Origin of the sequence: Vallitalea pronyensis (assembly GCF_018141445.1) — a bacterium.
In the GTDB taxonomy this organism is placed as follows: domain Bacteria; phylum Bacillota; class Clostridia; order Lachnospirales; family Vallitaleaceae; genus Vallitalea; species Vallitalea pronyensis.
The window spans coordinates 97,998-109,765 of sequence record NZ_CP058649.1; the positions used below are offsets into that span (position 1 = coordinate 97,998).

Genomic DNA, 11,768 nt, shown 5'->3' on the forward strand with positions numbered 1-11,768 from the left:
ACCACCTCCTAGTGTGTAGGTATTTATTAAACGGCAAACCCTTCATATTGCTCATTATAGGTATTGTAGTAACGGCCTTTTAGGGCTAACAAAGCTTGATGATTACCTCGTTCTACAATCTTACCATCTTCTAGAACAATGATCTCATCTGCATTCTTCACAGCAGATATACGATGGGCTATAATAATTTTTGACGTTGCTTGACGCTTCTCAATTTCTTTTTGAATCCTCAGTTCTGTTTTCATATCCAGTGCCGACGTGGAGTCATCAAAAACAATGATGCTGGCTTCTTTTGCCAAGGCTCTTGCGATACTAATACGTTGTTTCTGTCCACCGGATAGACCAATTCCTCGTTCACCGATCACTGTATCATAGTCATTCTCCAAGTTATTGATAAAATCATGAGCCTGTGCACTTTCGGCAGATTGAACAATCATGTTGCTAGCAAGTACTTCTGACCCAAAACTGATGTTTTCTTTTATGGTATCTGAGAATAAGAACACATCCTGCATGACCAAGGAAATCTGTTTTCTTAAACTTGTTAAGTCCAGAGTGTCTATTGGATGGCCATCCATGTATATACAGCCTTCAGTGGCATCATAGAACCTGACTAATAAGTTAATGAGGGATGTCTTTCCTGAACCTGTAGCCCCCATGACTGCAAGTGTTTTCCCAGGCTTAATGGTGAAGCTAATGTCTTCCAAGACTTTTGTGCCTTCAAGCTCTAGGGACACATCCTTGAACGTTACTTCACCTTTGGCATTATCTAGCTTAACAGGATTCAATGGATTTTTAATCTCTGCCACTTCATCGAATACTTTATTAATCTTATTGGATGATGCCCTGGCCTCAGCCATTAAGTTACTTAACCAACCAAACATACGCATGGGCCATACCACCATGTACATATACCCTGTAAACTTCACAAGGGTACCAATGGTCAGGTCCTCACCAATGACCAATGCACCGCCGAAGACAATTACTAATACAGGTAAGAGATTGGTTAATGTCTGGATACTAGGAAAAAATCTTGCCCATACACTGGCTTGGTGCATGTTTAATTTATAGTAGCCCTTATTATGTTTGAGAAATTTACTGGTTTCATATTTTTCTCTGGCGAAAGCTTTTACCAGCCTAACCCCAGCTATATTTTCTTGAGCAGTGGTATTCAGGGTTGCATTTTGCTCACTGATCTTTTCAAAGGTGTCTCGAATGGTTTTCTCTAGCTTAAGGGCTAAAAATCCCATGAGTGGCATGGTGATTACTGCCAACAGTGATAAGCTCATGCTTATTCGAAACATCAATACCGTGGCGATAACAAATGAAATACACGATTCAATGACAAGCATAAGTGCAAAACTGACACCTTCCCATACTTTATCTGCATCGTCTTTGATTCTTGACATGAGTTCACCTGTATTCTTCCGATCAAAGAACCCAAAGGATAAACTCTGTATATGATCAAATAGATCTAATCGCAACTTACATATGACCTTAGCGCCTACCACATCAAACAGGATTTCCTTGGCATAACCAAATATCGCTCTACCAACCGTAATGCCTATTAACGCTAATACAAGGCCTTCAAATAGCTCTATCTGTCCACCTTCAAACACATCATCAATAATTCTTCCTGTAACGATTGGTGTAAATAAATCTAAGGTAATACCAAGCATCATGGCAAGACCACCAAAGAAATAATAGTACCAATACTGTTTCATATAACCGACTATACGTTTCATTCATACGACCTCCTTCTCCAAAAAAGATAAACCCCTTATTCAGGCACAAAAAAACCATGGGTACATATGTTCCCATGGGTATCGTTAAAAAAGCCATGGGTATGATTAACCCACGGCTCATGTCATCAATCTAAATATGTTGGATTGTTGTACCTGAGGTAGGGGTTATCCTAGTGTTCACTATCAAATTGCTTATATCTCTTCTAAAAAATCTGTTTCTCATCTTGCCTACCTCCTTCTTTAAATTTTAATGTATCCCGATTTACTATTCATGCTTGTGATATGTTTATAACTTCACATACACTATGTATATGCTGATAGGGTTATAATATGTGACAAACTTCTTATGCATGTGTGTAAGTGGATACTTTAACCTTTTACTATATTACACAAAACTCTTTCACATGTCAAATGCTTTTTTATGGTTTATTTCTCCTATTGACGCACATATGTTCCCGTACATAGCCTAATCTATGCACCTTCTCATCAAAAAAGAGCACCCTATAAGGTGCTCTAAATTTTTTTATTCTTTATTATCATCTTTGTTTTCGTCTGCAGGTGATTCGTCTGTAGACTCCTCTGATTCATCTGCTGGTTTATCTTCACCATCTGTAGATTCTGTATCATCAGCTGGCTTATCTTCACCATCTGTAGCATCTGTATCATCGGCTGGTTTGTCTTCACTATCTGTTCCGTCTTCGGATTCATCATTTGTTTCATTTCTGGATTGTCTAACTTCTATAGCATCAAATACGTCCTGATTCAGCTTCACTTCATAATCTTTTTTCCACTCATCAAAACGCTTTTGGAATTCTTGCTGCTTAATCTGCATGGTAGCATCATCAACTAATTTTTGTTTTTGATCTTTTACCGTCTGTATGGCTTCATCCGTTGCCTCAATTACTTCTTCTAACTTGATGATGTGATAACCATATTGAGTTTTAACCAGTTCTGAGTGCTCACCTGGTTCCATGCCAAATGCTGAGTCTTCGAATTCTTTTACCATTTCACCTCTAGCAAAGGTATATTCACCACCGTTGTCTTTTGAACCTGGGTCTTCACTGTACTCTTTTGCTAAAGTAGCAAAATCTTCTCCAGCTTTGACTTTCCCTAATACTTCTTCCGCTAGTGTCTTCTTCTTATCTGCTTCTTCACCTACTAATGGTTGATTTTGCTCATCCATTGTAGAAATCAAAATATGTCGAGCTCTTACCTTCTTCGCTAAATCTTCAACTTCATAATTGCTGAATTTTAAGTAATTTGGGTTAGAGTTTAATATGTTATTCAATTCTTCTTGGTCAATTGGAAAATCAGCTAATTCCTTATCAAATATTTGCTGTCCATAGGATTCACTCTCAGCAGCACGCTTAATGGCATCTGCTGTCACACCACTGTCTTCACCAAATTGAGCAAGGGTAGATGTTACGATTTCATCCATTTTGTCTTTTTGTTCCTGTGGAATAGAAAGACCTTCTTTTTTACCAATGATTCTAAAAATAGTATATTGCTCTGCCACTTGTAAAGCATTTTCTTTTGTCAGTTCTGCAACGGTTTTACCTTCTACTTCTTGGTCCCATACATCAGGACCATACATGTATTCATATTGCATTTCCATCTGTCTTAGAAAGAAGTTTAAATCACTTGCTGTTATTTGATCGTCACCTATTGTTGCAACAATTTTTTCATCTTCTTCATTGGGTGTTGTGTCCGTAGCTGGTTTTTCTCCTTGTGTATTTTTGTCTTGACCACATCCTGCTAAAAGCATAGCAACCATTGTAAGCACTGCTACTACAGCCATGGACTTTTTAAATTTCATCATAAATTGCACTCCTTTAATTATCTTTTAAGACTTTCTTTTGTTGCTCGACCTTTATAGTTTAATCGATTTGGCTTATAAAATCAAATTAAATTAAGAAGAAAATAGTTTTTTCTCTTTTAAAAGGTTCTTTTTGTCTGGTTCTTTTCGATCAAGTATTAACAGTTCGACTTCTTTCGTCTGACTGATTACACTGCTTTCAATGTCTTTTTTAAGTAACCGGTGAAGCTTGCTTCTCATGGTTTCACCAAGTAACAATCGGGTGATACCCATACTCTTAATAAACTCAATAATCTTGCTGGGTACATCATTTCCACTTAGGAAATGTACTTCCCCACCTAATTGTTTGCCATACTCAAAAAGTTCCTCTAACAATTTTATGGCTTCCTCATGTTCAAAAATACTCATACCTTTTTCAACATGTAGTATATGAAGTTCTCCACCTATATTATTAGCAATTTCTGCACCTTTTCTTATAAGTCTTCTAGAATTTTTTTGTATGGTAATACACACCAATACCTTTTCAATGTCTTGTTGCATCTATTAGCCCCTCCTTTATAAGGCATTAACTCTTTCATTAATCCCCTAAACACAGTGCCATTATAACATGTAATAATGTTCGATGCTACCATTTAAAGAAAACTTCAATAATTGTTAACAAATTATTCATGATTGTTAATAGACGCTTTCATAACCACTATTAAGGCATACTTTTCATATATTTTATGATCTAGGCAGGAGGGATTTCCTACTCAGCAAAAAAAGCCAAAAACGGCGTAGTACCGTTCCTAGCTTCATCTCTAATAATTGTCATCACTAAGACTCATAATTCTACCATAAACAGATGATTTGGTATCATGCTTATATTTCATAGGAAAAAGTTTGCACATCCTATCCATTAACTCCTGATAAAATAAATCTTCAGCATGTTCTTCCTTATAGTGTTCATTTTTTCGTTGAATCCAATTGATATATTTCTGTTCTTCGGATTTTTTAAGTTCTGTCTCGATTTCTTTGATATCTTTCCATTCACCTGTATTGAGTATTTTTTCTATGCTGCTCTCAAGAGCGAAAACATCTGAGTCTTTACACTTCATGGTAAAAAACGCCTCCCAATAAGATATACTTTTTAAAACCGTATATACTAAATTTATTTTATTATGCCCTATTTCATGCAAAAAAACCACAGATATGAAAATCCATGGCTGATTTTATTCAAAGAAATTAGGATATCGATAATAGTAAGGCTGAGGCTTATGATATAATGGACGTCTTGATTTCCTTTTACTTCTTTTTCTACGTCTACCACATATTTCATTTAATAATAATACTTGAATAAGATGTCTTAACCATCGATAAGGTTTTCTACCATATTTAGGAGAGTTATTTACTCTGTGATTATATGGTCTATCATCCATATTCTCACGAAACTCATTCATGATATCGTCATCTTTTTCTACTTTTTCATAGATTTTATCAATGGTCATTTCAATGACTTCACGCTCTGGATATTCGTCGTACATATAGCTGCTACTATGGTCCATTGTATCACAGATTTCTTCAACGTAGTACTGTATGCGCTTGCATACTTCTGGATATAACGCTTTGAGTTTTTTCCTATCCCACTCATGCATACCCTGTTGATCTTCTTTTGGCATCTGCACGGGCACTTTCATTGGTTTATTATGCAATCGATTTTGATTATATTGATCATATCTTGGCTTTGGATACCTGTTTTGATTCTGGTTCGGATTCTGGTTGGGATTTTGGTTAAAACCGCCATTGTATCCGTAATTACCGTACCCAAAATTTTCTTCATTATCCTCATACATATTATAAGGCCTGTAAATTTCAAAAGGGTTCTTATATTTTTCCACAAAAAATCCTCCAAAATATATGTCAATATAAATATATGCATGTTGAAGGTACCTTGTTCTTCTTTCACGGAATAAATTACAATCCGTGCTATAAAATCTTCAAAGTAACAGGATGATTAGTAATCAATGGTTATAACAGGAATTGCCGCATAGAGATAGGTGACATCCTCTATATCATTATAGGTTAAAGCCAAATCCACGTTTATTTTTTCACCTTTTGAAACAATATGACCATCAATGTACTTAGAGTACCCGTAGATACTGTAGATGTCTTCTGTTAGAAATTGATCTTTTATGGTACACCCTATGGTTTTGGCTATACTTTCAACAATCTCCTCTGCTGCTTCACTATTCAATTTGCCTGGATGTTGACTGGTGATGGTCAAGTTATCGGTTGCATACACGTTGTAATTGGATAAGGTGTCTTTGATCTTATCCCGATAATAGAGTATACTGTTACATTTATCATGTAAGACAATATTCACCACAATGTAGTTTTCTACTTTTAAGCCATTGTTGGGCACTTCTTCTACTAACTCAACAACTTTGATGATGGTGTCTGCTTCTGTGGTGTTCTTCTCAATGGTATAGACTTTCTTTAACTCTTCTTGATAAAAATCATCCTCATACATGGGTTCTAAACCAATTTCGGAAGCAACTTGTTGTCCCAGCTGTTTCATGTCATCATTGGTCATGAAGCTTTTGCTATATTCACCCCATACGTGAAGGTCTGTCTCACTTAACTCAAAATCCGTCTCATTAAAAGCCGTTAATAAGCGTTTTTCGCCATTGATGGTCACTCTTTCAACGTTATTTACCATGACCAAGATAGCGACGATACATAGGATATATATCAGCTTTTTCCACATAAAAAATCCCCCTGTTCCAACCTTATTTTATCTTCAGAAAAGTTTCTGACGATCTTAGTTAAAGTATAGACACGGAGGGGGTTTTTTATTCATATAAATTGTGGTCAACCCTATTTAATCACTCACATGGTATTAGCGAATGGTATAACCTTTTAATAAAACCCGTGATAAGAGAGAGGCACACTGCTGTCTTGTTGCTTTCATGTCGGGCGTGTAAGGATTAACAAAAGCATCGGATTGCTTTAAGATACCTGCCTTGGATGCGCTGATATAATACGGATTACTCCAATGATTCTTGTCAGGTAACAGGTAGGAGCTTGTTTGCTCATGAAAGATAAATGTACGATCTATGATGGCTAACACCTCACCAATTGTTATATCCCCAAGTGGTTTACATAAACCGTTACCACTGCCTTTTACAATATCCTTTTTTACAAGGGCCATAATGTACTTCTTACCCCAGTAATCATTGGCAACATCTGTAAAGGTGGAAGCCACATCATCATCCAATTCATAGTCAGCTGCTGCTACAAGCATGGCAAAAAACTCGGCCCTTTTAACAGAATGACCTGGCTTGAAAGTCTTATCCACATAGCCGTTAACAATGCCTTGATCGTACAGGCTTATAATATCGTATTGCTTCTCTTTGTCCTCCGGCAGATCGGTGAGGCTCATTTTCTCCACTTGCTGCTCTTTTAACACAATGGGGATAGGAAAGATTACCTTGGGGTTAAAGATGGTCATTTTCTGAAACCCTTCGGGTATATCATTGCCTACTCTATAAGTGACTTCCATCACATTATCTTGGTTAACATAATAGCTGATGATTTGTATATTTTTCTCACCTTCTTTATGCCAGTATAATTCAATTTTCCCACTATGATTGGTCAGCTGCTTGAAATCGTAAATAACACGACCAGGGCTTGCTGCCAACACCTGTATTGGCAGTAATAAGCACCCTATAAAAATGCTGATGATCTGTCGATATTTTCTCATTGTATCCTTCCTCTCTAAAACACACCCAAAAGCTCATTGGAATAGGCTTATTAAACCCTATCTTTATTTCATGATTTTAGACCATATCTGATACATCTCCCCAAAAGTCATGGGTGATTTACCTCGAATTGCCTCTGGATTTTGCACAAATCCTAACGCTATAGCTTTGGCAACACTTTCATGATAAGCAGCTTCAATATCCTTGTCATGTAATGGGTTAACATTCTCCTGATCGTATTCAAGGACACTGCCATTGATGATTTCGTAGGCTTTTACAAACATGTGTATCCCTTCTTGTCGCGTCATAACAGAAACATTGCTATCTGGTAGATAAATACCCGATAAGGTCAGCTTTCTCAAGGTATTCTTATCCATATACTTGGACACATCGATGGTCTTCTGCTGGGTTATTATACCGTACATCACATTCAATAGCTGCTGTTCTGTGACCTGCTTATCTGGGTCATAGTTGTCCATACCTACAACCATGTAATGGGTTAATACCTGCATCCGTGCTTCAGCAGACCAATGGCTTTTTACCTCAGGTGTGGTGGCTTCTGTAATCCCCTGATTGCTGACATAGAGTCCAAATACACCTAATGATCCTGTTGAGAAGGTGACTTCCCCTGAATAGACGCTGTATTTCCCGTCTATATCCTGCCATTTGTTATATTTTGCATCTTTTTGATAGGTGAGAATCTGTTTCCCATAGAGTGCGTATCGATTTTTTGCATTCACCCGAATATCCATATAATCATCTGTTTGCTTGATTGGTTTATAGCCTGTTTTTGTGCCAATGGACATGCCTACAGTCTGAGGTATACCTACTGGGACAACCACATTTTCTGGCATAAGTGCTGGTACATTGTAATTATCAAATTGATTAATGTAAATGTGAATAACAGGTGCTACACCGTAATGGCTTACTTGTTGATTAACCTCTGTTCGCAAAGCGTTATGAGGTATATCAAGGGTCATATCACCAGCAAGGACACTCAATTTCACTTGATGGGTGTCAAAAGCTTTCATAATGGAATAAGGTATGACGATTTTTCGTTTTGTGATAGGATAACCTTTATAACTGGATACGTCAATCTGATACACATAGGTGTTTTTCTTAATCAGATTCATGATCAAGCGTTGGTCCACGTTGTTATCCGGTGTATTATCCTGTCCCGTACCTGTACCACGGAAGCGGTAGGTTAACTCTTTTCTCTCTTTATCATAAATAAGTTCATAATCGTCGCCAGGTAAAATCTCCAATGCAGGGTCTGTATGCCCATCATATTCTGAAGAGGAGTACTTGGTTAAAATACGAATAGGCTCTGAATAACTGAGGGAATCCTTAACGATTAATTGGCTTTCTTCAGGACCCTTAACGGTTATCCGTGTTTTCATACGTACATAGTAGAAACGATTGGGTAATAATTGATTAATCTTTACTAATATCTTTTCCAATATCTCTACGTTATCAGGTTTTACATCCCCTGTACCCCCTGCTATTTCAATGTAAATCGGATCAATGAAGAATGCATTATCGGATACCTCCATAAGGTAAGTGAAGCTCTTCTGTATGGTAGACGTACTGCCTGACGTATCCGGTTTATCATCTGGATGCAGCAGCCATTCTATGGCGATATAATCCTCTGTCACACTGTGTTCGTAATTATGCCGTTTCATGGCATCACTGGATGCTACACCAATACCCCTAGGCGGCAATGGATGTTCCACATCTTTGGTTGTACCGATGGCTGCATTACTCCAAGGAGACGTACCATTGGTGGCTGGCTGGATGCTTCTTATCCAGAAGTAATATTGGGTATTGGGGAATAAGTCGTCCGCTGTCACTTCATAGAATGCACCATTGGTGGGGTACTTGGGATCACTAGGGTCTGTGGGTAAGCTCCATTCCAGCACTTCTGCACTGTTAATATCTTCTGTATTGGAATATTTAATTTCATACTGAAAGTTGGTATTGTATTTCCACGTAACGGTCATGGTGGTGTCCGTATACCCATTAACGTAAATGCTTGGCACATTGGGATCAGGTGTGATAACGGAATCCTCTGACTTGGTTGCCACCACAATAGGTGTTGGGTAATGAGCCAGTATAACATCTCCTGACAGCAGTTCACGGTAAGGGTATACCATAAATAAGTATAATGTATTGGGTAACAAAGCATCTTGCTTGTAATACAGATAGGAAATATCATCCACATCTTTTGTGACCTCAATATCTGCCCATGGTATGGTTGTCACGCCACTTTTATCATCCTTAATTAATTGGTCATAATAATCCACAAATGAATAATCAGGATTGGTTAATTTCTCGCTATTAATCTTATCTTGAATGGTTTTATAAGGTATCTGGGCAAATTTATATTTTACATCGGATACACCAAATTGATCGGCTCCAAGGTCAATTTCACGTTTCACTAGGTCAAAATCAGCATAGTTAGCATGAATACCTCTAACATAGGTAATGAGCCTTGCAATCTCTGTTTCATCTTCATAGATGTTAAAGTATTCTGCACCATCTACATAAGCCGTATGGAATTCTGCAACACCGCTGTTATTTCGTACCCATAATTGATGGAACCAACTGGAGAGTCCTGTGTATTTAGCAGGTAATGTGGTAATGGCTTCCCACCATTTTTCCTTCCAAATCACAGCCACTTCCGTGGTAGTGGTGTCTTGATCCTTCACTTTTAATGGTGGTTTGACAATGGAAGGCGGTTCAAATGAGTCACCGTCGTATCCAAAATAGACAGAAACGATGGTGGGTTCTGAAACAGCCTCTTCATTCCCCCATTTCTTTTTTGCAACCAGTTTAATGTAATAAAGGCTGTCCGGTGTAATGGACTGCAATTGGGATTTATCTGCATCATAATACTGATGAATAAGATATTTGTAACCTACAATCTCATCAGAAGCATCTTTTAACAGGTTGTTGGGTGTTGACACATCGTATTTTTGGTCAGCTAATAGAGGAGGTGCAGCCGCTAAGTCTTCCAATGCATTGGTCACATACACATCATAGTATACCTCCGTATCGGTTATGGTCTGTTGATAGGTAGATGATGTATGGTCCACGTCTTTTCGACGGAATGCTCCCCAGACAAAGTTAATGCTATTACTGCTTTCCACAATGTTAAATGTTTGTCCTGATTCAAGTATATCGGCTATATTTCCTGAATAGCTATCCCCGTATACAAGGTATTTTCGCTTTAGCTCATCGTTAATATCACTAATGGGCTTGGTTTTTAGAATGTTGAGTATACTCTTGGATAACAAAGAGGGTACATAGGGTTTTGTAGGTTTTACCCGAAGGACTTCCGGTACAAAGAGCACTTTATTGGATTTTGGCTCAATGGGTATTTTACTGCTATCGGATACCGCTTCATACCTCAGCTCTAACTGGTATTCTACAGCCTTATCTGGCATAAGCACCTTATAATACTCCATGGTAGCCGCATCTTTATTAAATATGGCGATGTTTCGGGGTTGGTCCCCTACATATTCCATAAGTCTTGCTTCAACCAGTTCGTATTCACTTTGTTCCTGCCCCACTTTGAAGCTTGCTGGTATGTCCCATTCTAATCGCACATATTCACCATCTTCATAAGCTCTTAAATTAATGTTGGTGGAACATGTCCAAATATAAGGATAGTTAATGTTCTTTACAATGGGTTTTGAATTATAAAAATCCGTTACAGGCTCTACCAAAATAGAATAGATCTGCCCAGGGTAGATGTTCTGATCGATCTCATAGGAATTACGGAAACGGTTCTTGGTAGAATCGTAAAACCTTGCAATTTTCCCTGAACTAATGCTAAGGCCTGATATCTCCCCTTCTTTGTTATTGAGCAGCTCTTGTTTTGATTTGGTTGAATAATCCCCCACAGCATATACAATCCGGTATTCAAAGGTATCAATACCAATATCATCCCAGACAACGGTTACGCTGTCATCTGTTGGCTGTAGTTCCACATTCAGGTCTGTAATGGCATAAGCGATTGGGTCTGCTCCTGTATTGGGTGCTAATACCTGTGTGGACACACCACCAATGGTTGTGGTGTGAAAGTGATAGGGTCTTATACTTAATTCGTATAGGGAACCAGTCGATAAGATTAATTCATCATGAATGTTGAGGGTCTTTTCACTATCGTCAACCTTTATCTTTTGCTTATTGTTTTTATCTAAGGTAATGTTGGTGACGCCTACTTCATAATAATCAGGCGCATGATAATCACCAGTGGTATCCCAACTATCTGGATCAACCCAGCTTACGTTCATGGTTGGTCGTATAATGGGTTTTCCTGTGACAACATCCTGTCCAATGACATAATGCACATTATCCACTGCAAACTGCTTAACAGGTATCTGTACATTGGCAAGAACTGGGCTGCTTTGTAATAGGATTAAGATGGCTATAACGAGACTTAAAATTCTTTTTTTCAAGGTTGCT

General features: G+C 37.9%; 8 protein-coding genes. All 8 read right to left on the reverse strand.

From position 1 onward, the window contains the following. Positions 1-26 precede the first annotated feature (26 nt). Positions 27-1,742: an ABC transporter ATP-binding protein gene (locus tag HZI73_RS00425; RefSeq protein WP_212696323.1), complete on the reverse strand. Its 1,716-nt coding sequence runs from the start codon at positions 1,740-1,742 to the stop codon at positions 27-29. Positions 1,743-2,265: 523 nt separating this feature from the next. Further along, a complete protein-coding gene (locus HZI73_RS00430; RefSeq protein ID WP_212696324.1) occupies positions 2,266-3,561 on the reverse strand; it encodes a peptidylprolyl isomerase in 1,296 nt (431 codons plus the stop codon). A gap of 90 nt (positions 3,562-3,651) precedes the next feature. Next, complete coding sequence (locus HZI73_RS00435; protein ID WP_212696325.1) at positions 3,652-4,098, reverse strand: adenine nucleotide alpha hydrolase family protein; 447 nt, start codon at positions 4,096-4,098, stop codon at positions 3,652-3,654. A 260-nt stretch (positions 4,099-4,358) separates the two neighbouring features. Next, on the reverse strand, positions 4,359-4,655 hold the full coding sequence (locus tag HZI73_RS00440; protein WP_212696326.1) for a hypothetical protein: 297 nt from the start codon (positions 4,653-4,655) through the stop codon (positions 4,359-4,361). Positions 4,656-4,769: 114 nt separating this feature from the next. Further along, positions 4,770-5,435, reverse strand: coding sequence for a hypothetical protein (locus HZI73_RS00445; RefSeq protein ID WP_212696327.1), 666 nt, complete (start codon positions 5,433-5,435; stop codon positions 4,770-4,772). Positions 5,436-5,551: 116 nt separating this feature from the next. After that, on the reverse strand, positions 5,552-6,304 hold the full coding sequence (locus tag HZI73_RS00450; protein WP_212696328.1) for a YwmB family TATA-box binding protein: 753 nt from the start codon (positions 6,302-6,304) through the stop codon (positions 5,552-5,554). A gap of 132 nt (positions 6,305-6,436) precedes the next feature. Then, on the reverse strand, positions 6,437-7,300 hold the full coding sequence (locus HZI73_RS00455; protein WP_212696329.1) for an S-layer homology domain-containing protein: 864 nt from the start codon (positions 7,298-7,300) through the stop codon (positions 6,437-6,439). Positions 7,301-7,363: 63 nt separating this feature from the next. Continuing rightward, positions 7,364-11,761 carry a fibronectin type III domain-containing protein gene (locus tag HZI73_RS00460; RefSeq protein ID WP_212696330.1) on the reverse strand — a complete coding sequence of 1,466 codons (4,398 nt, stop codon included), beginning with the start codon at positions 11,759-11,761 and terminating at the stop codon, positions 7,364-7,366. Between the last annotated feature and the right edge of the window lie 7 nt (positions 11,762-11,768).

What these genes read in the sequence shown, in the direction of transcription:
- HZI73_RS00425 (WP_212696323.1), bottom strand. Translation starts at nt 1,742, where the DNA reads ATGAAACGTATAGTCGGTTATATGAAACAGTATTGGTACTATTATTTC.
- HZI73_RS00430 (WP_212696324.1), bottom strand. Translation starts at nt 3,561, where the DNA reads ATGATGAAATTTAAAAAGTCCATGGCTGTAGTAGCAGTGCTTACAATG.
- HZI73_RS00435 (WP_212696325.1), bottom strand. Translation starts at nt 4,098, where the DNA reads ATGCAACAAGACATTGAAAAGGTATTGGTGTGTATTACCATACAAAAA.
- HZI73_RS00440 (WP_212696326.1), bottom strand. Translation starts at nt 4,655, where the DNA reads ATGAAGTGTAAAGACTCAGATGTTTTCGCTCTTGAGAGCAGCATAGAA.
- HZI73_RS00450 (WP_212696328.1), bottom strand. Translation starts at nt 6,304, where the DNA reads ATGTGGAAAAAGCTGATATATATCCTATGTATCGTCGCTATCTTGGTC.
- HZI73_RS00455 (WP_212696329.1), bottom strand. Translation starts at nt 7,300, where the DNA reads ATGAGAAAATATCGACAGATCATCAGCATTTTTATAGGGTGCTTATTA.